At 67.8% G+C, this 23,942-nt stretch carries 16 protein-coding genes and 1 tRNA gene; 3 read left to right on the top strand and 14 right to left on the bottom strand.

All coding sequences use genetic code 11. From position 1 onward, the window contains the following. Positions 1-156 precede the first annotated feature (156 nt). From ACIPYT_RS08370 to ACIPYT_RS08360, 3 genes are all read right to left on the bottom strand, one after another. Positions 157-663, bottom strand: coding sequence for a DUF4365 domain-containing protein (locus ACIPYT_RS08370; RefSeq protein ID WP_401072500.1), 507 nt, complete (start codon positions 661-663; stop codon positions 157-159). Positions 664-898: 235 nt separating this feature from the next. Further along, positions 899-983, bottom strand: a tRNA-Tyr gene (locus tag ACIPYT_RS08365). A gap of 86 nt (positions 984-1,069) precedes the next feature. Next, positions 1,070-1,987, bottom strand: a complete 918-nt coding sequence (locus ACIPYT_RS08360) for a carbohydrate kinase family protein (RefSeq protein ID WP_401072498.1) — start codon at positions 1,985-1,987, stop codon at positions 1,070-1,072. Positions 1,988-2,066: 79 nt separating this feature from the next. Between ACIPYT_RS08360 and ACIPYT_RS08355 the strand changes: the two genes are divergently transcribed. Next, positions 2,067-2,654, top strand: a complete 588-nt coding sequence (locus ACIPYT_RS08355) for a hypothetical protein (RefSeq protein WP_401072496.1) — start codon at positions 2,067-2,069, stop codon at positions 2,652-2,654. Between the two features lie 80 nt (positions 2,655-2,734). Here ACIPYT_RS08355 and rpoC read toward each other — a convergent pair whose 3' ends face one another. The 6 genes from rpoC to ACIPYT_RS08325 all read right to left on the bottom strand — a co-directional run bounded on the left by rpoC (position 2,735) and on the right by ACIPYT_RS08325 (position 15,869). Next, positions 2,735-6,610 (bottom strand): DNA-directed RNA polymerase subunit beta', encoded by a 3,876-nt coding sequence (gene rpoC / locus ACIPYT_RS08350; protein WP_401072494.1) that lies wholly within the window; start codon positions 6,608-6,610, stop codon positions 2,735-2,737. A 74-nt stretch (positions 6,611-6,684) separates the two neighbouring features. Beyond that, positions 6,685-10,185: a DNA-directed RNA polymerase subunit beta gene (locus tag ACIPYT_RS08345; protein ID WP_401072492.1), complete on the bottom strand. Its 3,501-nt coding sequence runs from the start codon at positions 10,183-10,185 to the stop codon at positions 6,685-6,687. Between the two features lie 222 nt (positions 10,186-10,407). Beyond that, positions 10,408-12,069 (bottom strand): ABC transporter ATP-binding protein, encoded by a 1,662-nt coding sequence (locus tag ACIPYT_RS08340; protein ID WP_401072490.1) that lies wholly within the window; start codon positions 12,067-12,069, stop codon positions 10,408-10,410. 41 nt (positions 12,070-12,110) lie between these two features. Continuing rightward, positions 12,111-13,076 (bottom strand): ABC transporter permease, encoded by a 966-nt coding sequence (locus tag ACIPYT_RS08335; RefSeq protein ID WP_401072488.1) that lies wholly within the window; start codon positions 13,074-13,076, stop codon positions 12,111-12,113. A gap of 34 nt (positions 13,077-13,110) precedes the next feature. Continuing rightward, a complete protein-coding gene (locus tag ACIPYT_RS08330; RefSeq protein ID WP_401072486.1) occupies positions 13,111-14,115 on the bottom strand; it encodes an ABC transporter permease in 1,005 nt (334 codons plus the stop codon). A gap of 80 nt (positions 14,116-14,195) precedes the next feature. Further along, a complete protein-coding gene (locus ACIPYT_RS08325; protein WP_401072484.1) occupies positions 14,196-15,869 on the bottom strand; it encodes an ABC transporter substrate-binding protein in 1,674 nt (557 codons plus the stop codon). Between the two features lie 170 nt (positions 15,870-16,039). Here ACIPYT_RS08325 and ACIPYT_RS08320 point away from each other — a divergent pair, with 170 nt between their 5' ends. Further along, on the top strand, positions 16,040-16,960 hold the full coding sequence (locus ACIPYT_RS08320; protein ID WP_401072482.1) for a sugar kinase: 921 nt from the start codon (positions 16,040-16,042) through the stop codon (positions 16,958-16,960). A gap of 17 nt (positions 16,961-16,977) precedes the next feature. On the opposite strand, the gene ACIPYT_RS08315 is transcribed toward ACIPYT_RS08320, so the two are convergent. From ACIPYT_RS08315 to ACIPYT_RS08295, 5 genes are read right to left on the bottom strand one after another with little or no spacing between them, the layout of a single operon-like run. After that, on the bottom strand, positions 16,978-17,853 hold the full coding sequence (locus tag ACIPYT_RS08315; protein ID WP_401072480.1) for a MurR/RpiR family transcriptional regulator: 876 nt from the start codon (positions 17,851-17,853) through the stop codon (positions 16,978-16,980). Between the two features lie 14 nt (positions 17,854-17,867). Further along, on the bottom strand, positions 17,868-19,382 hold the full coding sequence (locus tag ACIPYT_RS08310; protein ID WP_401072478.1) for a glycoside hydrolase family 3 protein: 1,515 nt from the start codon (positions 19,380-19,382) through the stop codon (positions 17,868-17,870). Next, positions 19,379-20,212, bottom strand: a complete 834-nt coding sequence (locus tag ACIPYT_RS08305) for a carbohydrate ABC transporter permease (RefSeq protein WP_401072476.1) — start codon at positions 20,210-20,212, stop codon at positions 19,379-19,381. Before ACIPYT_RS08305 ends, ACIPYT_RS08310 begins: the two co-directional genes overlap by 4 nt. Continuing rightward, complete coding sequence (locus tag ACIPYT_RS08300) at positions 20,209-21,186, bottom strand: carbohydrate ABC transporter permease (RefSeq protein ID WP_401072474.1); 978 nt, start codon at positions 21,184-21,186, stop codon at positions 20,209-20,211. The genes ACIPYT_RS08305 and ACIPYT_RS08300 overlap by 4 nt, the downstream gene beginning before the upstream one ends. A gap of 22 nt (positions 21,187-21,208) precedes the next feature. Further along, on the bottom strand, positions 21,209-22,504 hold the full coding sequence (locus ACIPYT_RS08295) for a sugar ABC transporter substrate-binding protein (RefSeq protein WP_401072472.1): 1,296 nt from the start codon (positions 22,502-22,504) through the stop codon (positions 21,209-21,211). Between the two features lie 165 nt (positions 22,505-22,669). On the opposite strand from ACIPYT_RS08295, the gene ACIPYT_RS08290 reads away from it, so the two are divergent. Beyond that, positions 22,670-23,920: an LCP family protein gene (locus ACIPYT_RS08290; RefSeq protein WP_401072470.1), complete on the top strand. Its 1,251-nt coding sequence runs from the start codon at positions 22,670-22,672 to the stop codon at positions 23,918-23,920. The last annotated feature ends 22 nt before the right edge of the window (positions 23,921-23,942 follow it).

Below are 23,942 nucleotides of genomic sequence, written 5' to 3'. Positions count from 1 at the left end.
GACCCAAATCCTCCGACTCCGGTCGCGCCCAAAGTTCAGCAACTCCATCATCAGACTGGACTAGACTCCAACGCTGCGCCGCCAACCACTGCCTAACAGAAGCTGGCGTTAGCGACGACTCCAGATCGCTCAGTGCATCGATGCCGTGAGATGAGTTCATACTGTCCACCGATAGGCGGCTGACGCGTGCAGTAAGGTGGCTAGGCCTTCCACGGAGAGAATGTTCTCTCGGTAGCAGCGAACGGTTTTCGTCTGAGCATCGCCCTCGATCGGATCCCACTCGGTGGCGGGGCTGAAGTACATGCAGCCTCGCGCAAACAACCTTTCCTCATCCTGATGCAGCCAGGTCGAAGCATCCTCGGGGACGACAAGAACTGCTAGGGCACCGAGCTGGAATCGTCGCGTGCTTGACAGCTTCTCGTACACCGCACGTTCCAGCGAGTACGAAATGTACTCAGGATGCACATGTCCCGTGTGGCTCGTGCACTTCAGCTGGAGGTCCATCTCGGCACCGTCCTGCATGTCGTACGAAGCGTAGCTACGAAGCGTCGCGTCTACTCCGTTGTAGTCCGCTTGCCAGTACGCAACTTCGAAACCGGCAGCCGCCGCGACCATCTGAAGGTACGCCAAACTCAGTTGGTTCTTCTGCTCCGTCTCGACCATCGCCCCGAGTGGAGCGGGGGTTGGCGAAACGTTACGTGGAGAAGCGTCAGTCAAGGCTCATTCCTTGGTCATGCAGCGCGGTAATGCGAGTAAACCACAACATCTAGCGAACCAGGTATCCCCACGGGTATCGACATCGCTCCGAGGGGTTCCCGAGGGGATGGCTTGATCGTCCTCCACCAAAGCCAGAGGCCCGGACTCGCAAAGTTCTGCGAGATTCCGGGCCTCTACGGTCTGGTGGCGAGTGAGGGATTCGAACCCCCGAATGCAGTGCAGTCTGATTTACAGTCAGATCCCTTTGGCCGCTTGGGTAACTCGCCGTTGTGCGCCCGTCCGACTTCGACAGCCAACCGGGGGCACGAGTCACAATCATACCCGGATGCGGCGGGCCGGAGAAATCGAGACGTCAGCTGCCGCGCACGCCCTTCTCGGACTCCCCCAGCGACTCCGGGGTGCGCAGCAGACCGCCCTCCGCGCGCACGGTCGCGGCCGCGACATCCATGGCCCGGTCGAGCAGCTCCTGCCAGTCATCGGCGGCCGTCGGAGTGCCGTCGACGAGCCCCGCGGCCACCGCGGCGAGCGTCGCGTCGCCGGCGCCGACCGTGTCGACCACGCGGCCGGGGAGCGCCGAGATCGGTGCGTGCACGGTCACGGCATCCGTCTCGAGGATCGCGCCCTCGGCTCCTGCGGTCGCGAGCACCGCGCGCACGCCGAGCCCTCGCAGTCGCGCGCGCAGCGCGTCGAGGTCACCGTCGTACAGCAGCGCCGCGTCATCGGCGCCGACCTTCACGATCGCGGTGTCGGCCGCCAGACGCTCGAAGCCGCGCACGAACTCGTCACGGTCGCTGAGCATGCCCGACCGCGGGTTGGGATCGATCGCGAGGCGCGCTCCCCCGGCGGCGTCGGCGAGGGCGTCGACCTCGGCGGGCACGTCGAACGGGAAGCAGCTGACCGCGACGAGGGATGCCTGAGCGATCGCCTCCCGCGCCTCGTCGGAGTACCGGATGCTGCGCCGCTGCGCCGCCTCGTTGAAGAGGTACACGGGCTCACCGTCGGAGCCGCGCTGCACGATCGCGCGCGACGACCCGAGCGGCGCCACGCTCTCGATCAGCCGCACGCCGTGGTCTGCGAGGTACTCGCGGATGTGATCCCCTGCCTCGTCGTCGCCCACCATCGCGATGAGTGCGGTCTCGACGCCCAGCCGGCGCAGGCCGACCGCGACGTTGAGCGCCGCCCCGCCGACCAGCTCGCGCACACCGCCGGCGTCATGGATCTCGTCGATGAGGGCGTCGCCGATGACGACCGCGGCAGAATCAGTGCTCATTCAGCCGAGATTACCGGTCGGCGGCGATGCCACGCAGCGAATGACGGCATCCGCGACCACCCGGCGGTACGGTGGGGCCATGAACGGTCGACTCGCCGCCTCCGCCGCGGCCCTCCTGCTGGCCACAGTGCTCGTCGGGTGCGGCGCGACAGGGACGGACGATGCGAAGCCCAGCTCGGCGCCCGACCCGACCACGAGTTCCACACCCGACGACACGGCATCCCCCACGCCGTCGCCGACGGCCACCGACGCGGTCACGCTGCCGACCGACTGCCGCGCGATCCTCTCCGACGACGTGCTGGCGCAGCTCGACGGCATCCCTCTCAACGACGCCGCGTTCGGCCCGTCCGGCGTCGGCGAGAACGGCACCCTCACGTGCATCTGGGGCGATCCGGGCGCCGACACCACCAACCTGGTGACGACGATCGCGCGCATGAACCGTGGCCCCGCCCTCGACATGCTCAACGCTCTCGTGACGAACGAGGGTTTCACGTGCTTCACACCCGACGGCGGCACCCGCTGCGAGAAGACCTGGCAGAACCCGCAGTACCCGGTCACCGACGGACGCACCCTCTTCTGGCGCGACGACGTGCTGATCGACACGCGCTACTCGAACCTCGCCCCGACGGGCTATACGGCCAGCATCGTCGCGCATCTCTTCGACTGACACCGCGAGTCCCGAGCACCGAGCACACGAAGAAGGCCCCGGGCGGATGCCCGGGGCCTTCTCACTCACTCAGCACGTGATCAGTTGTACGTGCCCGGCGTGATGTCGTCGGTCGAGAACGCGTCGAAGTCGACGTAACCGAAGTCGCCGTCGGCGTACGCCCCGTCGGATGCGAAGATCCGGTTCGGGTAGCGCTCGCTCTTGGCCTCCTCGGTCGCCTCCACCGTGACGTCGCGGTACTTCGAGAGTCCCGTTCCGGCAGGGATGAGCTTTCCGATGATGACGTTCTCCTTGAGACCGACCAGCGGGTCGCGCTTGCCCTCCATGGCGGCCTGCGTGAGCACGCGGGTCGTCTCCTGGAACGATGCGGCCGACAGCCACGACTCCGTCGCGAGCGACGCCTTCGTGATACCCATCAGCTCCGGACGACCCGACGCGGGGCGCTTGCCCTCTGCCACGGCCTCGCGGTTGATCGTCTGGTAGCGCTTGAGGTCGACCATCTCACCCGGCAGCAGGGTCGTGTCGGCGTGATCGACGACGGTGACCTTGCGGAGCATCTGGCGGACGATGACCTCGATGTGCTTGTCGTGGATCGGCACACCCTGCGAGCGGTAGACGCCCTGGACGCCGCCGACGAGGTAACGCTGCACCTCGCGGGCACCCATGACGCGCATGACCTCCTTGGGGTCGAGCGTGCCGACCTGCAGGGGCTGACCGACCGTGACGTGCTGGCCGTCCTCGACGAGGAGCGTCGCACGCTTCAGCACCGGGTAGACGACGGGCTCGTCGCCGTTGTCGGGCGTCAGGATGACCTTCTTGGCCTTGTCGGTCTCGTCGATCGTGATGCGGCCGTCGGCCTCGGCGATCGGCGACGCACCCTTGGGGGTACGGGCCTCGAAGAGCTCCTGCACACGGGGCAGACCCTGCGTGATGTCATCCGCCGATGCCGAACCACCGGTGTGGAACGTACGCATCGTCAGCTGGGTACCGGGCTCACCGATCGACTGGGCCGCGATGATGCCGACGGCCTCGCCGATGTCGACGGTCTTGCCGGTCGCGAGCGAACGGCCGTAGCACTGCGCGCAGACACCGACGGCGGAGTCGCAGGTCAGGACCGAGCGCACCTTGATGGTCTCGACACCCGCCTCGACCAGCTTGTCGATGAGCACGTCGCCCACGTCGTCGCCGGCAGCCGCGAGGACCTCGCCCTTGCTGTCGACCACGTCGGACGCCAGCGTACGAGCGAACACCGAGTTCTCGACGTTCGCGTCGCGCACGAGCTCGCCCTGCGAGTTCGGAGCGGCGATCGGGAGCTCGAGGCCCTTCGACGTGCCGCAGTCCTCTTCGCGGATGATGACGTCCTGCGAGACGTCCACCAGACGACGGGTCAGGTAACCCGAGTCGGCGGTACGCAGAGCGGTGTCGGCGAGACCCTTACGGGTACCGTGCGTGGCGATGAAGTACTCCGCCACCGACAGACCCTCGCGGTACGAGGAGATGATCGGACGCGGGATGATCTCACCCTTGGGGTTGTTCACCAGGCCTCGCATACCCGCGATGTTGCGGATCTGCAGCCAGTTACCACGGGCACCCGACGACACCATGCGGTTGATGGTGTTGTCCTGCGGGAAGTGCGCACGCATCGCGGCCTGCACCTCGTCGGTCGCCTCGGTCCAGATCTTGATGAGCTCCTGACGACGCTCGGCGTCGGTCGTGAGGCCCTTCTCGTACTGCGACTGGACCTTCGCGGCCTGCTTCTCGTAGCCGGCGACGATCTCCGCCTTGTTCGGCGGGGTGAGGATGTCGCTCAGGGCGACGGTCACACCCGAGCGCGTGGCCCAGTAGAAACCGGCGTCCTTGATGCGGTCCAGCGACGCAGCCGTCTCGACCTTGGGGTACTCCTCGGCCAGCTTGTTGACGATCTGCGAGAGCTTGCCCTTGTCGGCGACCTCGCGGACGAAGGGGTATCCCTTCGGCAGCGCGTCGTTGAAGATGGCCTGACCCAGCGAGGCGTCGACGAGACCGTGACGGTCGTAGCCCTCGGGGGCTTCGCCCTCGAGGAACGTCAGACCCGGGATGCGGATGCGGACCTTGGCCTGCAGGTCGAGGGTGCCCTCGTCCTTCGCCAGGATCGCCTCGCCCACGGAACCGAACGCACGGCCCTCACCGGCTGCGCCCTCCTTGACCGTGGTCAGGTGGTGCAGACCGATGATCATGTCCTGCGAGGGCAGGGTGACCGGACGGCCGTCGGACGGCTTCAGGATGTTGTTCGACGCGAGCATCAGCACGCGGGCCTCGGCCTGAGCCTCGACCGACAGCGGCAGGTGCACGGCCATCTGGTCACCGTCGAAGTCGGCGTTGAACGCCGCGCAGACGAGCGGGTGCAGCTGGATGGCCTTGCCCTCGACGAGCTGCGGCTCGAACGCCTGGATGCCGAGACGGTGCAGCGTGGGCGCACGGTTCAGCAGCACGGGACGCTCGCGGATGATCTCCTCGAGCACGTCCCAGACCTCGGGACGCGTGCGCTCGACGGCGCGCTTGGCGGCCTTGATGTTCTGCGAGTGACCGAGGTCGATCAGGCGCTTGATGACGAACGGCTTGAAGAGCTCGAGCGCCATCTGCTTGGGCAGACCGCACTGGTGCAGCTTCAGCTGCGGGCCGACGATGATGACCGAACGGCCCGAGTAGTCGACGCGCTTGCCGAGCAGGTTCTGGCGGAAACGACCCTGCTTTCCCTTCAGCATGTCGCTGAGGGACTTCAGGGCGCGGTTACCGGTACCCGTGACGGGACGACCGCGACGGCCGTTGTCGAACAGGGCGTCGACGGCCTCCTGCAGCATCCGCTTCTCGTTGTTGACGATGATCTCGGGAGCGCCGAGATCGATCAGACGACGGAGACGGTTGTTGCGGTTGATCACACGACGGTAGAGGTCGTTGAGGTCGGAGGTCGCGAAGCGGCCACCGTCGAGCTGCACCATCGGGCGCAGCTCCGGCGGGATCACCGGCACGACGTCGAGGACCATGGCGGCCGGGCTCATGCCGGTCTCCAGGAACGAGTTGACGACCTTGAGACGCTTGATCGCGCGGATCTTGCGCTGGCCCTTGCCCTCCGAGATCTGCAGGTGCAGGCTCTCGGCCTCGGCGGCCAGGTCGAACGACGCCAGGCGACGCTGGATCGACTCGGCGCCCATGTAGGCCTCGAAGTACTGACCGAAGCGGTCCTGCAGCTCGTGGAAGACGTCGTCCTCGGGACGCAGTGCGCCGACCTCGAGCGTGCGGAAGTCCTCCCACACGCGCTCGAGCTTGGCGATCGCCTCGTCGGCACCCTTGCGGATGAGCGACATCTCCTTCTCGGCGGCGTCCTTGACCTTCTTCTTGGCGTCGGCCTTGGCGCCCTCGGCCTCCAGTGCCGCGAGCTCCTCCTCCAGCTTGGCCAGGCGCTCCGCGATCTTCGAGTCGCGGCGGTCGCCGAGCGTCTTCAGCTCGAGACGGATGTTGTTCTCCTGCGTGCCGAGGTCGCGGTGACGAGCATCCTCGTCGACCGAGATGACCATGTAGGCCGCGAAGTAGATGACCTTCTCGAGGTCCTTCGGAGCCATGTCGAGCAGGTAGCCGAGACGCGAGGGCACGCCCTTGAAGTACCAGATGTGGGTGACGGGAGCGGCGAGCTCGATGTGACCCATGCGCTCACGGCGCACCGAGGACTTGGTGACCTCGACGCCGCAGCGCTCGCAGACGATGCCCTTGAAGCGGACGCGCTTGTACTTGCCGCAGGCGCACTCCCAGTCGCGGGACGGGCCGAAGATCTGCTCTCCGAAAAGACCGTCCTTCTCCGGCTTGAGGGTGCGGTAGTTGATGGTTTCGGGCTTCTTGACCTCGCCGTACGACCACGCGCGGATGTGGTCGGCGGTCGCCAGGCCGATGCGAAGCTCGTCGAAAGTTGTGGACTCGAGCACTAGTTCTCCTGTGTCGGAAATTCTGTTGAGAAATCGAGTGGGTGGGCCGCCGCCGAGAGCGGCGGCCCCGCCCTTTAGATCTCGTCGATCGAGGCGGCCTCGAAGCGGGAGGAGATGTTGATTCCGAGCTCTTCCGCTGCACGGAAGGCCTCGTCGTCGGTGTCACGCAGGTTGACAGCCGTGCCGTCGGCCGAGAGGACCTCGACGTTCAGGCAGAGCGACTGCATCTCCTTCATGAGCACCTTGAAGGACTCGGGGATGCCGGGCTCCTGGATGTTCTCGCCCTTGACGATGGCCTCGTACACCTTGACGCGGCCGAGGATGTCGTCGGACTTGATCGTGAGGAGCTCCTGGAGCGCGTATGCCGCACCGTAGGCCTCGAGGGCCCACACCTCCATCTCACCGAAGCGCTGTCCACCGAACTGCGCCTTACCACCGAGCGGCTGCTGGGTGATCATCGAGTACGGACCGGTCGAACGCGCGTGGATCTTGTCGTCGACCAGGTGGTGGAGCTTCAGGATGTACATGTAGCCCACGGAGATCGGCGCCGGGAACGGCTCGCCGGAGCGGCCGTCGAACAGCTGCGTCTTGCCGGTCGAGTCGATCAGGCGCACGCCGTCACGGGTCGGGGTGGTGGCGTCGAGGAGACCGGAGATCTCCTCCTCGCTCGCACCGTCGAACACCGGGGTCGCGACCTTGGTGCCGGGGGCGGCCTCGAACGCGTCCTTCGGGAGCTTCACAGCCCACTCCGGAGTGCCCTCGACCTTCCAGCCCTGCTTCGCGATCCACCCGAGGTGGGTCTCGAGCACCTGGCCGAAGTTCATTCGACCCGGGATGCCGAGCGGGTTCAGCACGATGTCGACCGGCGTGCCGTCAGCGAGGAACGGCATGTCCTCGATCGGGAGGATCTTGGCGATGACACCCTTGTTGCCGTGGCGTCCGGCGAGCTTGTCGCCCTCGGTGATCTTGCGCTTCTGGGCGATGTAGACCACGACGCGGCGGTTGACGCCGGAGCCGAGCTCGTCGTCGCCGTCCTCGGCGTTGAACTCCTTGACGGCGATGATCGTGCCCTGCTCGCCGTGGGGCACCTTCAGGGAGGTGTCACGGACCTCGCGGCTCTTCTCGTTGAAGATCGCGCGGAGCAGACGCTCCTCGGCCGACAGCTCGGTCTCGCCCTTCGGCGTGACCTTGCCGACGAGGATGTCGCCGGGGCGGACCTCGGCGCCGATGCGGATGATGCCGCGCTCGTCGAGGTCCTTCAGGAGCTCGGGGCTGACGTTGGGGAGGTCACGGGTGATCTCCTCCTTGCCGAGCTTCGTGTCGCGGGCGTCGACCTCGTACTCCTCGATGTGGATCGAGGAGAGGGTGTCGTCCTTCACCAGGTCCTGGCTGAGGATGATGGCGTCCTCGAAGTTGTAGCCCTCCCACGTCATGAACGCGACGAGGAGGTTCTTTCCGAGGGCCAGCTCGCCGTTCTCGGTGGCGGGGCCATCGGCGATGACCTCTCCGACCTCGACGCGCTCACCGGCGCTGACGACGACCTTCTGGTTGTACGACGTGCCCTGGTTCGAGCGGTCGAACTTGCGCAGGTGGTACTCCTGCGTGCCGCCCTCGTCGAGCATGACGACGACGCGGTCAGCGGAGACCTCGGAGACGACACCGGCCTTCTCGGCGGTGAGCACGTCACCCGCGTCGATGGCGGTGTAGCCCTCCATACCGGTTCCGACGAGCGGCGAGTCGCTGCGCAGCAGCGGCACGGCCTGACGCTGCATGTTGGCGCCCATGAGCGCGCGCTGCGCGTCGTCGTGCTCGAGGAACGGCACGAGCGAGGTCGCGACCGACACCATCTGGCGCGGCGAGACGTCGATGTAGCCGATCTCCTCGGGCAGGAAGAGGTCCACCTCGCCGCTGCCGCCCTTGGGACGCGCGAGCACGTGGCTCTCGGTGAAGCGACCCTTCGCATCGAGCGGCGCGTTGGCCTGCGCGATGTTGAAGTCGACCTCCTCGGATGCCGTGAGGTAGTCGATGTGCTCGGTGACGACGCCACCCTCGACCTTGCGGTACGGGGTCTCGATGAAACCGAACGAGTTGATGCGCGCGAATGTCGCGAGAGCACCGATCAGACCGATGTTCGGGCCTTCCGGGGTCTCGATCGGGCACATGCGGCCGTAGTGCGAGGGGTGGACGTCACGGACCTCGACGCCGGCGCGGTCACGGCTCAGACCACCGGGGCCGAGAGCCGAGAGGCGGCGCTTGTTGGTCAGACCCGCGAGCGGGTTGTTCTGGTCCATGAACTGCGACAGCTGCGACGTTCCGAAGAACTCCTTGATCGCGGCGACGACGGGGCGCACGTTGATCAGGGTCTGCGGCGTGATCGCCTCGATGTCCTGCGTGGTCATGCGCTCGCGGACGACGCGCTCCATGCGGGAGAGACCGGTGCGGACCTGGTTCTGGATCAGCTCGCCGACCGCGCGGATGCGACGGTTGCCGAAGTTGTCGATGTCGTCGGTCGCGATGCGGATCTCGGACTGCTTGCCGCCGCGGATGCCGTCGAACGTCTCGATGCCGGCGTGGATGCGCACCAGGTACTTGATCGTCGCGACGATGTCGGCGACGGTGAGCACCGAGTCCGACAGCGGCGAGTCGAGGCCGAGCTTGTGGTTGATCTTGTACCGGCCGACCTTGGCGAGGTCGTAGCGCTTCGGGTTGAAGTAGAAGTTGTCGAGGAGCGCACGGGCGGCCTCGGCGGCCACCTGCTCGCCCGGACGCAGCTTGCGGTAGATGTCGCGGAGCGCGTCTTCCTTCGTGACGATGGTGTCCTTCGCCAGGGTCTCCTCGATCGAGGGGAATCCGGCGAACTCGGCGAGGATCTCCTCGCTCGTCATGCCCAGCGCCTTCAGGAAGACGGTCACGGACTGCTTGCGCTTGCGGTCGATGCGGACGCCGACCTGGTCGCGCTTGTCGATCTCGAACTCGAGCCATGCGCCACGGCTCGGGATCACGCGCGCCGACACGATGTCCTTGTCGGACGTCTTGTCGGGGGTCTTGTCGAAGTAGACGCCGGGCGAGCGGACGAGCTGCGACACGACGACGCGCTCGGAGCCGTTGATGATGAACGTGCCCTTGTCGGTCTGGAGCGGGAAGTCGCCCATGAAGACCGTCTGCGTCTTGATCTCACCCGTGAGGTGGTTCATGAACTCGGCCTCGACGTACAGCGGGGCGGCGTACGTCTTGCCGCGCTCCTTGCACTCCTCGATCGAGTACTTCTCGGGCTCGAGGTACGGGTTCGTGAACGAGAGCTGCATCGTCTCGCCGAGGTCCTCGATCGGGGAGATCTCCTCGAAGATCTCACCGAGCCCGGACACCTCGTTGACGTCGGTGCGACCGGCCTGCTTGGCCTCCTCGACACGAGCCTTCCAGGCGTCGTTGCCGACGAGCCAACCGAAGGACTCGGTCTGCAGGGCGAGAAGGTCGGGGACCGTCAGCGTGTCGGAGATCTTGGCGAACGAGAGGCGGGATGCTCCGCGTCCGTTCTTGGTGGTGGTGGATGTGGATGCGTTGCGAGCAGCAGCCAAGGGAATAACCTCCGTGAGCCCCGCAGGGCTTCTCGATTCCTTTGTCGTCAGGTGGAGTGCGCGCTCGAATACTCAACGAGATGCCGACCACCATATGAGGGCACGGAGAAGCGAGCGCAACTACCAACTATAGACGCGATTGTGCGACATGGCAAGCGAAGTCCTTGACCAATTTCGGATGCTGCGGTAAAAGCATCCGAAACCGGCCTCGGACGCGCCGTCTCAGGACGCGATGTCGAGCTCGTTGCCGGGGATCGACGACAGCAGACGCCGTGTGTAGGGGTCGCGCGGATTCGTGAAGATCTCCTCCGACGACGCGGCCTCGACCAGGGCGCCGTCCTTCATGACGCACACGTAGTCGCTGATCAGCCGCACCACCGCGAGGTCGTGCGAGATGAACAGGTAGCTGAGTCCGTACTCCCGCTGCAGGTCGCCCAGCAGCGTGAGGATCTGATCCTGCACGAGCACGTCGAGCGCCGACACCGGCTCGTCGCACACGATCAGGTCGGGCGAGAGCGCGAGCGCCCGGGCGATCGCGACGCGCTGGCGCTGGCCGCCCGAGAGCTCCGACGGGTAGCGGCGAAGCATCGACTGCGGCAGGGCGACGTCGTCGAGGAGCTGACGCACCCTCGCCCGACGCTCCGCGCCGCTCCCCCGGCGATAGAACTCCAGCGGTTCGGAGATCAGCCGTTCGATCGTGAACATCGGGTTCAGGCTCGAGTACGGGTCCTGGAAGATCGGCTGCACCCGCTGGCGGAAGTCCTTCGTCTCCGCGCGGCTCAGCGATGACACGTCCTTGCCCTCGAAGCGGATGAGTCCGCTCGTCGGCTCGATGATCTTCAGCAGCATCCGCGCCGTGGTCGTCTTACCGGAGCCCGACTCGCCCACGATCGCGACGGTCTCGCCGCGCGGGATCGCGAGCGATACGTCGTTCACCGCGACGAAGTCCTCCTTCTGCCCCCGCACCGGGTAGACCTTGGTGAGGTTCTCGATCTCGACGATGTTGTCGACAGCCGTCGGCGCCGTGTCAGCGGCAGTCGGCTCCTCGGTGCGCTCCTGGACCTGGAAGGCCTCCGGGCGCAGACGCGCAGCGGCCACGGAGGGCGCGGCCTTCACGAGCGACTGCGTGTACGGGTGCTGCGGAGCCTCGAGGATCTGCCGCGCTGGCCCCTGCTCGACGACCCGGCCGCGGTGCATCACGACGACCCGCTCCGCACGCTCGGCGGCGAGGCCGAGATCGTGCGTGATGAGCAGCACCGCGGTGCCGAGCTCGCGGGTCATCGCGCCGATCTGGTCGAGGATCGTCTGCTGCACCGTCACATCGAGCGCGCTCGTGGGCTCGTCCGCGATCAGCAGCCGCGGCTTGCACGCCAGCCCGATCGCGATGAGGGCGCGCTGGCGCATGCCGCCCGAGAACTCGTGCGGGTACTGCTTCGCGCGACGCTCGGGATCGGGCAGGCCCGCCGCCGTCAGCGCCTCGACCACCTTCGCGTCGACGTTCTGCCTGGTCGCGAGACCGTGGGCGAGCAGCGTCTCGGCGACCTGCGTGCCGATCTTCGCCACCGGGTTGAGGTTCGACATCGGGTCCTGCGGGACCAGACCGATGTCGCGGCCGCGGATCGTGCGCAACTCGTTCTCCGGCGCGTGGGCGATCTCGCGACCGTCGAGACGGATGCTGCCCGCGGCGACGCGGCCGCCGCCGGCGAGCAATCCGATGATGGCCATCGCCGTGGTCGACTTGCCCGAACCGGACTCGCCGACGATCGCGACCGTCTCGCCCTCCGCGATCTCCAGGTCGACGCCCTCGACGGCATGGACGACGCCGTCCATGGTCGAGAAGTCGACGGCCAGACCTTCCACGGACAGCAGGGGTGCACCCGGCATCCGATTCTCCTTCGTATCGTTCATCACGCCCTCGCCCCGGTTCATCGAGCCCTCGTGCGCGGATCCATGGCCTCTCGCAGCGCTTCACCGAACAGGGTGAAGCCGAGCGCCGTGATCGCGATGCAGATGCCGGGGAGGAAGGCGAGCCACGGGGCGATCGCCAGCTCGTTCTGCGCGTAGGTCAGCATGCGGCCCCACTCCGCGGTCTCGGGGCGACCGCCGCCGAGCCCGAGGAACGACAGTGCCGCGGCGTCGATCACCGCCGTCGCGAGCGTGAGCGTGCCCTGCACGATGACCGGGCCGATCGCGTTGGGCAGCACGTGCGACATCGTGATGCGTCCTCGGCCGAGACCGAGGGTCTGCGCCGAGAGCACGTAGTCGCTCGATCGCTGCTGCAGCATCGACGCCCGCAGCAGTCGCGCGAAGATCGGCACCTGCGAGGCGCCGATCGCGATCATGACGGCGAAGGGAGTCTGACCGAGGATCGCCGCGATCGAGACCGCCAGCAGCAGGTTCGGCACGGAGAGGATGATGTCGACCACACGCATGATGATCGTGTCGACCCACCCGCCGAAGGTCCCGGCGATGAGTCCGAGCAGCATGCCGCCGACCAGACCCAGCGCGGTCGAGATGACGCCGACCAGCAGCGACGCCTGCGCACCCCAGATCAGCTTCGACAGCACGTCGCCGCCGAAGCGGTCGAGGCCGAGCGGGAACTCGGGGAGCTCTCCCGGGCCGGGGATGTACGTCGGCGTGATGAACTTCGCGCCCGGCAGCGCCGTCTCGGGATAGGGCGCGAGGATCGGCGCGAGCACCGCGACGAGCAGGAACGCGAAGACGATCGCCGCGCCGATCCACGCGGTGGGGTTGCGCCGCAGGCGGCGGAACACGTCGCGCCAGAAGCCGCCGGGGCCCTCCTTGAGGCCGGCCTGGGCGACGGCGACCGTGTCGATCAGCTCGCCGCCTGCGGCGGACGGGCCCTGTGCCGGGGGGAGCGAGACGCTCATGACGTCGCCTCCTTCTCGTGTGCGAGCCGGGCCATCACTGCACCCTCACTCTCGGATCGATCATGCTGTACGAGACATCGACCGCCAGGTTGATGAGCGCGTACGCGATCGCGATGAAGATGATGAACCCCTGGAGCACCGGGAAGTCCCTCGTGAAGATCGCCCTCGCGAGGAACGAGCCGATGCCGGGGAATGCGAACACGGTCTCGGTGAGCACGGCGCCTGAGATCAGCAGACCGGTCTGCAGTCCGATCGTCGTCACCACCGGCAGCATCGCGTTGCGCAGGATGAAGCGGTTGCGGAGCGTCGAGGATCCGACGCCCTTCGCGCGCCCCGTGCGGACGTAGTCGGCGTTCTGCACCTCGAGCACACTCGCGCGCGTGATGCGCACGATGATCGCGAGCGGGATCGTGCCGAGCGCGAGCGCCGGGAGGATCAGGTGCAGGATCGCATCCCACGAGGCGTCGAACTCCCCCGTGATGATCCCGTCCCACACGTAGAAGCCGGTCACGTGCGTCGCGTCTATGCGCGGGTTCTGGCGGCCGTCGGACGGCAACCAGCCCAACTGCACCGCGAAGACGTACTTCAGGATGAACGCCAGGAAGAACACCGGGATCGTGATGCCGATCAGGCTCAGCACCACCGATGCGTGATCGGTGAGCTTTCCGTGACGTCGAGCGGCCCAGTACCCGAGGGGGATGCCGACGCCCACCGCGAAGATGAGAGCCATGACGCTCAGCTCCATCGTCGCGGGGAAACGTCGGAAGAACTCCTCGACGACGGGCCGGTTCGTCTGGATGGACGTGCCGAAGTCGCCCTGCAGGAGGCGGCCGACCCAGACGAAGTACTGCTCGATGATCGGCCTGTCGAAGCCGTACAGCTCGTTGATCCGGGCGACGGCCTCCGGGGTCGCCTTCTCACCGAGAAGAGCGACGGCCGGGCCTCCGGGGAGGGCCCTCACCCAGGCGAACAACAGGATGCTGAGGCCGACGAGGGTGGGGATGAGGAACAGCAGTCGCCTGCCGATGGTGCGCAGCACGAAGAACTCCGTCGATCAGAGGGTACGCCTCCCCGGACCCCCGCGATGCGGGAGTCCGGGTCGGCATCCGTCGGTCAGACCTACTTGGTGAGGACGATGTCCGTGAAGACCTCGTCGTTCACCGGGCTGGCAGGGTAGCTCTTCACGCGCGGGTCGAACGCCAGGGTCGGCGCCGGGTGCGCGAGCGGGACGCCGGGGATGAACTCCGCGACCATCTCGTTGATGTCCTCGTACAGAGCCGTCTGGTCGTCGAGGCTCGGGACGCCACGCGCTTCGGTGAGCTTCTGGAACAGCTCAGCGTTGTCGAAGCCCCACTCCGCGCTCTGCTGGCCGAAGAACACGCCGACGAAGTTGTCGGTGTCGTTGTAGTCGCCGGTCCAGCCGAGCAGGTGGATGCCGTGGTCGGGCGTGCCCGTGATGCGGTCGAGGTACTCGCCCCACTCCTGCGACACCGGCGTGGTCTGGACGCCGACCTCGGACAGCTGCGACGACAGCACCGTGAAGATCTGCTCGGGGTCCGGCATGTACGGACGCGAGACGTTGACCGGGTAGTTGAAGTCGAGCGTCAGCGGGTTGGCCTCGGTGTAGCCGGCCTCCGCGAGCAGCGCCTTCGCCTTCTCGGGGTCGTAATCGTACGTCGTGACGTCGGGGTTGTAGCCGTTGACCGTGTCGGGAACGAACTCGATCGCCTTCTCCGTGCCCTCGGGGAGGACCTGGCTGATCAGCGCGTCCTTGTCGATCGCGTACGACAGGGCCTCGCGCACCTTCGGGTCCTGCAGCTCCGGGACGGCCTGGTTGAAGGCGAGGTACAGGATGGTGAACGGCGGACGCGACACCATCGTGAAGCCGTCGTCCTCGAGCGCCTTGGTGTCGGCCGGGCCGACAAGGTCGTAGCCGTCGATCGAACCGGACTCGAGCGCCTGGCGGCGGGCCGTCGGGTCGTCGATGGTGCGGAAGATGATCTCGTCGATCTGCCCTGCGTCGCCCCAGTAGTCGCCGTAGGCCCTGAGCGTGACCTGCTCGCCCGGCGCCCACTCCTCGAACTGGTACGGGCCGGTGCCGACCGGGTGGCCCATGGCGTACTCGGAGAGCACGGGAGCCTCGGCCGTGCCGCTGACCTCGTCAGCGCCGAACTCGGCGAGAGCCGAGGGGCTCTGCATGCCGAAAGCCGGCAGCGAGAGGGAAGCGACGAAACCGGCGAACGGCTTGTTCAGGTCGATCGTGACCGAGTAGTCGCCGTCGGGCGTGCACGACTTGTACACGGCGTTCGCGGGGTCGGATGCGTACCCCTTGAAGAGCTTGTTGTAGTAGTAGCCCAGCGCCTCGGAGGCGGCGAGACCGGTCCAGTTGTACCAGCGGTCGAAGTTCGCGCAGACGGCCTCGGCGTTGAACGGCGTGCCGTCGTGGAAGGTCACATCCTGCTTGAGGGTGAAGGTGTGGCTCATGCCGTCGTCCGACGACTCCCAGCTCTCGGCGAGCAGCGGGGCCGGGTCGGCCGTGCCGGGCTCGGTGCCGACGAGGCCCTCGAAGATCTGGCGCGAGACGCGGAACGTCTCACCGTCCTGCGCGAAGGCGGGGTCGAGGCTCGCGGGGTCCGACGAGGCGGCGAACACGAACGTGCCGTCGACATCGCCCGCTGCTCCGCCGTCGCCGTCGCCGCGCTCGCTGGCGACGCAACCGGACAGGACCAGCGCGGCCAGCGCCGTTCCGGTGACGGCGATCAGACCTCGCCGACGCGTGATCGAGTGGTGCATGTGTATGACCTTCCCTGTGGGGCGCTTCCTTGCGCGATCGGGGTGCTTTCACCCCGGCTCACGGTGATTCCTTCGAAGTTACCCAGCCCGTTCCGATAAACCAAACACCTGCGTATCTCGATCCGATATCGGCCTGACCGTCGCGGGGGCGATCCGGTAACCTCCAGAACGTGCCCGACACGTCTCCCCTCGCCGTGTGCGTCGGCGAGGGCCTGGTCTCCCTCGTCCCTGCCACGGCCGCGCCCCTCGAGGACAATCGCACCTTCCACCGCTCGCTCGCCGGAGCGGAGTGGAACGCCGCGATCGCGCTGGCCTCGGCCGGCATCCGCAGCGCCGTCGTGTCACGCGTGGGAGACGACGGGTTCGGTCGATTCCTCACCGGGGAGCTGCGACGGCTCGACGTCGACGCGACCGCCGTCGAGATCGATCCGCACGCCCCGACCGGGCTCTACGTGAAGGAGCTGACGGCAGCCGTCGACGGGAGCATCGACGCGACCATGCACTACTACCGGGCAGGCTCGGCGGCCGCCGGCCTGTCGCCCGACACGCTCGCGACGCCGGCCGCGGCCGCGCTGCTCGCCGAGGCCGCGCTCGTGCACACCTCGGGAATCACGCCGTCGCTCTCAGCGTCGGCCCGCGCGGCGCAGGACGCGCTCTTCGCCGCCGACGGCCGCGATCGGATGCTGAGCTTCGATGTGAACTGGCGAGCGGTGCTGTGGCTGGGACGCGAGGAGGAGGGGCGGCGCGTGCTCACGGAGTACGCCCATCGCGCCGACGTCGTCTTCTGCACCCGCCACGACGCCGAGGCGGTGTTCGGCACCGACGACCCCGACGCGGTTCGAGCGCTCGTGCCCGAGCCGCGCTTCCTGCTCGTGACGGATCCGCTCGGTGCCGTCGCCTTCGACGGCACCGAGCGGCTGCAGAGCGACGCCCTGGACGTCCCTGTGGTCGAGACGATCGGGGCCGGGGACGCCTTCGCCGCAGGATTCCTCGCCGGCGTGCTCACCGGTCTCTCACTCGAGGGCAGCCTCGCGAGGGCGCACCGCATCGCGACGCGGGCGCTCACGAGCACTCGGGACCACATCGACTGAGTGCGCGCCTCGAAGCGTCAGCGGCGGGGAGCGCGACGACGCGCGGCCGCGGCGTCGTGGGTGAGCTGCAGCGGGATCGCGACCGGTTCGCCCCGCAGCTGCACGACCCGCACGAACAGCACGTCCACGAGCGCGAGCTGTGCGATGCGGCTCGACATCGCCGCCATGCGGAACGGAGACTCCTGCGCATACGTGAGCAGCACCACGTCGGCGGCCAGGGCGAGCGACGAGTCGGGGACGCTGGTGACGGCCACCGTCAGTGCCCCGGCATCGCGGGCCAGCTCCGCCGCACGCACGACCTCCTGCGTCTCACCGCCGTGCGAGAACGCGATCACCACGTCTTCGCGGGTGCGCAGCGACGCGGAGGTGAGCGCGAGATGCGGATCCGCGGAATGCGCGACCGAGCAGCCGATGCGGGCGAGCTTCTGCTGCAGGTCCTGCGCCGTGAGCGACGATGCCGCCTGGCCGAAGACGTCGATGTGCCGGGCGGCGACCACGGCGTGCGCCACGCGATCGAGCGCCGCCGCGTCGAGCCCCAGCGCCGTCTTCTCGATCGCGTCGATCGCCTGCGCCGCGAGCTTGGCCGCGATGGCCGGCGGCTCGTCGTCGCGGTCGATCGCGGTGGTGTCGAGACTGAACCGGGCCTGCTGCGCCTGCGCGAGCGTCACGGTGCGTGCGACCGCGACACGCAGCTCGCGGTAGCCGCTGAAGCCCAGCGACTGCGCGAAGCGGGCGACCGTCGACAGCGAGGTGTTGCACAGCCGCGCGAGGTCGTTGATGGCGAGGTCGACGACGAGCGTGGGGTCACCGAGGATCGTCTCCGCGACCCGTGCCTCGGCGGCAGTCAGGCGGGGGATCGATCGGCGTACCAGCGCGAGAACGTCAGCGTCCACGATGCCATCCTGCCTCAGTCGGCCTCGACTGCACCGTTCGGTGATGAAACCGATGCACGCCGCAGGCGCTCGCCGGCCAGCTCGGCCGCGATCCGGCTCGCCGCCCCCACCTGCACGAGCGGCAGCGGCAGGTCGTGCTCGGGCGCGAGGCCCACGTTGACGACCACCGCATCGGGGTCGCGGAGCCCTGCGCGCCGCACGAGGTCGCGTTGCGCCGGATCGGCGTCGGGACGGTCGATCAGGACGACGGTCAGGCCGTCCGCCGCGACGGCCGCGTCCAGCGCGGCATCCTGTTCCTCGAGTGTGGCGCGGGCGACATCGAGGCGCTCGCTGTGGTCGTCTCCTGCGAGCGCACGGGCCACGTACGCCGAGGCGCTGTCGACCGCGAGCGACGAGCGCCGCCGCGCATCGACGACCGCGAGAGAGGATGCCTGGGCTTCGGCCCCGGAGATCGTGCGTCGCACGATCTCGCGAGCGTCGAACGCAGCGTCATCGGCTGTCTGCGCGGTCGCACCGGCCATCCGCTCACGCAGCGTCCGAGCGAGAGTGCGCACCCGGTGCGCCGCCTCCTGCACGCGCTCCCGCGAGAGCGAGCCGTCGCGGAGCGCCGCGACGATGCCGTCACGCGCCGCCCGGAAGTCCCGCTCGTCCTGATCGGCCAGCGCGGCCTCCCCCGGATTCGTCGGATTGCCGATGCACAGCAGGTCGGCGCCGGCCGCGAGGGCGAGCGCCGCTCCCCCGCCGATGCCGACGGTCTCGCGAACGGCCGCCATGTCGAGAGCGTCCGTGATGATCACGCCGTCGAAGCCCCACTCGCGCAGCATCCCGAGCACCCGCGGGTTGAGAGTCGCCGGCGCGTCGCCCCATTCGGGGACGACGATGTGCGCCGTCATGATCGAGTCGACACCCGCGTCGATCGCCGTGCGGAACGGCGCGAGGTGCACGCGCTCGAACTCCTCGATGTCGAGAGATATCTCCGGCAGCGAGTGGTGCGAGTCGAGGTGCGTGTCGCCGTGCCCCGGGAAGTGCTTGACGCACGCGGCGACGCCGCCGCCCTGGATCCCCTCGACCTCGGCCACCGCGTGCCGCGAGACGAGAGCCTCGTCGGCGCCGAACGAGCGTACGCCGATCACGGGATTGCGCGGATCGGTGTTGACGTCGGCGACGGGGCCGAGCACGACGTTGCCGCCGATCGCGCCGACGCGACGCGCGAGCTCCGCACCGGTCGCCCGCGTGGCCTCGACGTCGTCCAGACGCCCGAGCTGTGCCGCCCCCGGCAGGGTGGAGCCGGTCGAGGACTCGAGCCGGGTGACGCTGCCGCCCTCCTCGTCGATGCCGATCAGCGCGTCGGGGTTCGCCTCGAGGATCGCGGCGCTCAGCGCCGGAAGCCCTTCGCCGATGTTCTGCCCGAAGTACACGACCCCGGCCAGGCCGTCACGGAGCTCAGCGAGCAGCCACTCCGGCGCCTCCGTGCCGAAGAAGCCGGGCCAGAGCACGCGGTTCGCGAGCTGCTCGAGCTCGTCGCTCATCCCTTCACCGCTCCCGCCACCATGCCGGCCGAGAGACGGCGCTGCACGATGATGAAGAAGACCATGACCGGCAGCGTGATGATCGTCGAGGCGGCCATGATGCTCCCCCAGTCGTTCGCGAACAGGCCGAAGAACGACTTCAGGCCGATCGACACGGTGTACTGGTCGGTCTGGGCGCCGAGGATCGTCATCGCGAAGATGAACTCGTTCCACGCCGTGATGAAGCTGAAGATGCTGGTCGCGACGAGTCCGGGCATGACGAGCGGCAGCAGGATCGAACGGAACATGCGCCACCAGCTCGCGCCGTCGATGTACGCCGCCTCCTCGAGCTCGACGGGGACCGCGGCGACGAAGCCGCGCAGCATCCAGATGCCGAAAGCCAGCGACAGCGCGACGTACACGACCATGAGGCCCAGGATGCTGTTGAGCAGGCCGAGCGTCTTGACCTGGAGGAACAGCGGGATCACGAGCGCCTCGAGCGGCACCATCTGCACCACGAGGATCATCATCAGGATCGTCGTGCGGAACTTGAACTTGAAACGCGCGACGGCGACGGCGGCGAGCAGGCAGACCAGGGCGCTGACGAGCACCGTGACGAGCGCCACGATCGCGGAGTTCCGCAGGAACGTGCCGAACCCGCCCTCGGTGAGGACGAACGCAAAGTTGTCGAAGCTGAACTCCTGCGGCAGCAGGGACTGGCCGCCGGAGGACGCCTTCTTGTCGAGGGCGCTCGAGACCATCCAGTAGACGGGGAACAGCGTGAAGATCAGGACGGCGGCGACGCCGATCCCGACGCCGATGCGCGAACGCAGCCGGGGGCGCGGGTTCACAGCTCGTCCTCCTTCATGAGGGAGCGGATGTAGACGATCGTGATGCCGATCAGCACCAGCGTGAGCAGCACCGCGAGCGCGGCACCGAAGCCGTAGCGGTTCTGCCCGAAGGACTCCACGTACGACCACACGCCGAGGTTGAGCACCTGGCGGTTGCCGCCGCTTCCGCCGGGCATCAGGTAGACCTGCGCGAAGACCTTGAAGTCCCAGATCGTCGACAGGATGATGACGACCGAGAACACGGGCTTGAGCGTCGGGAAGATGATCTTCCAGAAGCGCGTCCAGGCATTGGCTCCGTCGAGGGCAGCGGCCTCGAGCATCTCCTTCGAGACGCCGAGCAGACCGGCGAGGACCGTGATGGCGACGAACGGGAAGCCGTGGTGCACGACGTTGAGGAGCACGATGCCGTAGAACGACCACTGGTTCGTGAACCAGTTCACGGCGCCGTCGATGAGGCCGAGGTTCTGCAGCACGGTGTTGAAGATGCCGCGGTCGGCATCGAAGATGAAGGTCCAGACGTATGTGCCGGTCACCGCGGGCATCGCCCAGGCGACCATGATGCAGCTGGAGACGATGGTGCGCCACACCGGCCCGAGCCGCGCGAGCAGCAGCGCCACGAGAGTGCCCACCGCGACGGTGGCGAACACGGCGACGGCCGCGAAGCCGACCGTGTTCGGGAGGACGACGGTCCAGAGGGTCGGGTTGGTGAGCGCCTCGACATAGTTCTGGAAGCCGATCCAGTTGCTCTCGCCCGTGTTGATCTCACGCAGCCCGTAGTCCTGCAGGGAGTAGATGAACACCTGGACGAGCGGCCAGAGCATGAGCACCGCGAGGATGATCAGCCCGGGAGCGAGGAGGAGCCAGGGGCGGGCCGTGATCAGCGAGAGGCCTCGCTTGCGCGGCCGGCCGCCGGCCACGGAGGCGGAGGAGGACTCCGCCTTCGTGGCCGGCAGTGGCGCTTGCACCATCGACATGGGGTGGTAATGCCTAACTGTCTTACTGGTTGAGCAGCTGGGTCATCTCAGCAGCGGCATCCTTCGTCGCCGTGGCGACGTCCTTCTGCCCGCTGAGGATGGCCTGGATCATGGCGTTGGTCGTCTTCTTCGCCTGCACGGCGCCGAAGTTCGGAGTGACGGGCACGGACGCGCCGCCCTCGACCATCTGCTGCGCGAACGGTGCGACGAGCGGGTCGGTCGAGGCGAGCGCCTCCTCCATCGCCGACTGGACGCCCGGGAAGTAGCCGGTCTCGTTCGCCCACTTCTCGGCGAACTCGCCCGTGGTCATGAGCTTGACGAACTCCCACGCGAGGTCGGCGTTCTTGGTCGTGTTGAACACCGACAGGTGCGAGCCGCCGAGCACGGACGGAGCGATGCCGCCGTCCTCACCGGGGATCACGGCCGCGCCGATCTTGCCCTCGAGGTCGGGGTTGGCCTCGATGAGTGCCTTCGGGGTCCACGAGCCCGAGAGCATCATGGCGACGTTGCCCTGGGTGAACGCGTCACGCAGGTCGGTCTCCTTCCAGGTGGTGGCGCCTGCGGACGAGAAGCCGTGCTCGGTCGCGAGTCCGGTGTAGAACTCGATGCCGGCCTGCGACTCCTTGCTGTCGAGCTCGCTGGTCCACTCGTCGCCGTCCTGCGTGGCGACCTCGCCGCCCGCGCCCCAGACCCAGGGGTAGACCTGGAACTCGGCGTCACCGGCGACCGGGAACGGCAGCATGTCGGGCTTGGCGGCCTTGATGGCCTCGCCGGCGGCGACGATGTCGTCCCACGTCTTCGGGGCCTCGAGGCCGAGCTCGTCGAACACGTCGGTGCGGTAGACGATCGAGCGGACGCCCGCGTACCACGGCATGCCGTAGAGCTCGTCCTCGTAGGTGCCGGCGACGGCGAGACCCTCGACGAGGTCGTCGCGGAGGCCCTTGTCGGCGTCGACGTAGGCGTCGAGCGGCTCGAGGGCGCCGGCGTCGGCGAACTCGGCGGTCCAGGTGGTGCCGGTCTCGGCGATGTCGGGGGTCGTTCCGCCGGCGATCGACGTGACGAAGCGGTCGTGGGCGTCGGCCCACTGGATCTCCTCGATCGTGACCGTGGCTCCCGTCTCCTCCTCGAACGCGGCGGAGACCTCGTCGTAGAAGGCACTCGCGTCGGGGTTGGTGCCCTTCATGATCCAGACGGTGAGCTCCTGGCCCTCTCCGTCGACGGCACCGCCGTCACCACCGGCGCCACCGCCGGCACAGGCCGCCAGGCCCAGGGTGGCCGCGGCGCCGAGCGCCACGACCGGAAGAATGCGCTTGTGCATCAGGGATCTCCTCTTTGAACGTCCTGGAGGCATCGGGGTGCCTACCACGTAGGAAAAAGTATTCACGACTAACTAATTCCCTGCAAGTTATTCTCAGAAACGTCACGCAGCCGTAACATCAGGCTTCGTCAGGCTTCGTCAGGCTTCGCGGGTAGGCTCTGCGGCATGTCAGGCGCCCTCGACGATCCGAGACGGTCCACTGTCGCGCGTCATGCGACTCTCCCGACGCCCACAGCCTTCTCATCTTTCCTCAAGATCCTGGGCGTCTCTCTCAGCGTGCTGCTGGTCTCGACCATCGCGGTCGCCGGCTTCGTGGTCGGCGACCTCGTGAACCGTGCGGGCGAGGGCGCCGTCGCGCTCGAAGGCGGCGGCGAGGTCGCGCCTCCCTCACTCGGCGCGTACCCGGCCGACAAGGCGTTCAGCATCCTCGTCGTCGGCACCGACGAGTGCGGCGACATCTCGACCCAGCTGCGCGGCGAGCGGTGCGAAGACACCGACGAAGGCGTGCGCAACGACGTGAACCTGCTCGTGCACGTGTCGGCGGCGCCGCGCAACGTCACGGTGGTCTCGTTCCCGCGCGACCTCATGGTCGCGGTACCCGAGTGCACGAGGGATGACGGATCGACGGCGTCCTCGATGTCGAAGGCGCCGCTCAACTCCGTCTTCGAGCACGCGGGCATCTCGTGCGTCGCGAAGACCGTGACGGAGCTCAGCGACATCCCGATCGAGTTCGCCGCCAAGATCAGCTTCGACGGCGTGATCGCGATCACCGACGCGATCGGCGGTGTCGAGGTGTGCGTCGCAGGCGACGGCATCCGCGACTCGCAGGCCGGCATCGAACTGGGAGTCGGAACCCACACCGTATCGGGCGCGTCCGCGCTCGCGTTCCTCCGCACCCGTCACGGTGTGGGGGACGAGAGCGACCTCGCGCGCATCTCGAATCAACAGCAGTACATGTCGCGGTTGGCGAAGAAGATCCTCAGCGCCGAGACGCTCAGCGACCCGTCGACGGTGCTGCGGCTCGCGAACACGGTCGCCGACAACATCGTCCCCAGCGACAAGCTGAGCAACCCGCTGACCATGAGCCAACTCGCGCTCGCCCTCAAGGACGTGCGGTTCTCCGACTTCGTGTTCGTGCAGTACCCGAACCTCGACGATCCCGACAACCCCGGCGTCAAGGTCGTGCCCGACGAGCAGACCGCGGCACCGCTGTGGGCCGCGCTCGCGGCGGGCGAGCCGATCACCCTGTCCGGCGACGTCGCCACCAACAGGAGTGTCGAACTCGCGACGCCCGCCCCCGACGACGGTGCCGCGACGCCGGATCCGAGCGCGGCGCCCCGAGCGACGCTCCCCCCGGAGATCTCCGGCCAGAGCGTCGACCAGGACACCTGCTCGGTCGGCAACCAGAGCCGCTGAGTCGGCGACGCCGGCGAGGGTG

It is taken from the genome of Microbacterium sp. NPDC089695 (genome assembly GCF_044749085.1).
In the GTDB taxonomy this organism is placed as follows: Bacteria; Actinomycetota; Actinomycetes; order Actinomycetales; family Microbacteriaceae; genus Microbacterium.
The sequence above is the reverse complement of the archived record's forward strand: the minus strand, read 5'-3'. Positions and strand labels throughout refer to the sequence as shown.